This window comes from Pseudoalteromonas sp. S1727, assembly GCF_005886375.1.
Classification (GTDB): domain Bacteria; phylum Pseudomonadota; class Gammaproteobacteria; order Enterobacterales; family Alteromonadaceae; genus Pseudoalteromonas; species Pseudoalteromonas haloplanktis.
On record NZ_PNDT01000369.1, the window covers coordinates 1 to 360 of the forward strand.

General features: G+C 40.6%; 1 protein-coding gene. It reads right to left on the reverse strand.

Annotated features, from left to right (window positions below):
* Positions 1 to 165: 165 nt before the first annotated feature.
* On the reverse strand, positions 166 to 303 hold the full coding sequence (locus CWB85_RS22610) for a hypothetical protein (protein WP_171039085.1): 138 nt from the start codon (positions 301 to 303) through the stop codon (positions 166 to 168).
* Positions 304 to 360: the final 57 nt, after the last annotated feature.

Consider the following 360-nt stretch of genomic DNA (forward strand, 5'->3'; position numbering starts at 1 on the left):
TAGCCATATAGCGAACATAAGTCGATTACATTTTACTGTAATAGCTGTTTATATTGCTCAGTTAAGTGCACCTTAAGTTCCGGGTGCGCTGCTAACATATCAACCAAATGTGTTTTAGCCGCTACTGTATTTCCATCTGCAATGAGAGTATCAATGCGCTTAAATTTATTTCCTACCTCTGAAGTTGCAGATTTCAAGCTCTACTAACAACGTACTTTTCGCTGCCAAGCTTGGTACTGCAAATAGAATTCCACACATTTCTTCACTGCGTTGGCGCTGTTGGTTTTGTTTTAATTGCATCATTTTAGCTTGCGCTTCGCTTTCCATCATCTGCAATTGTGCGACGCATAGGCGGCATTA

Coding starts and splice junctions, on each gene's coding strand:
- CWB85_RS22610 (WP_171039085.1), bottom strand. CDS start 303: ATGATGCAATTAAAACAAAACCAACAGCGCCAACGCAGTGAAGAAATG.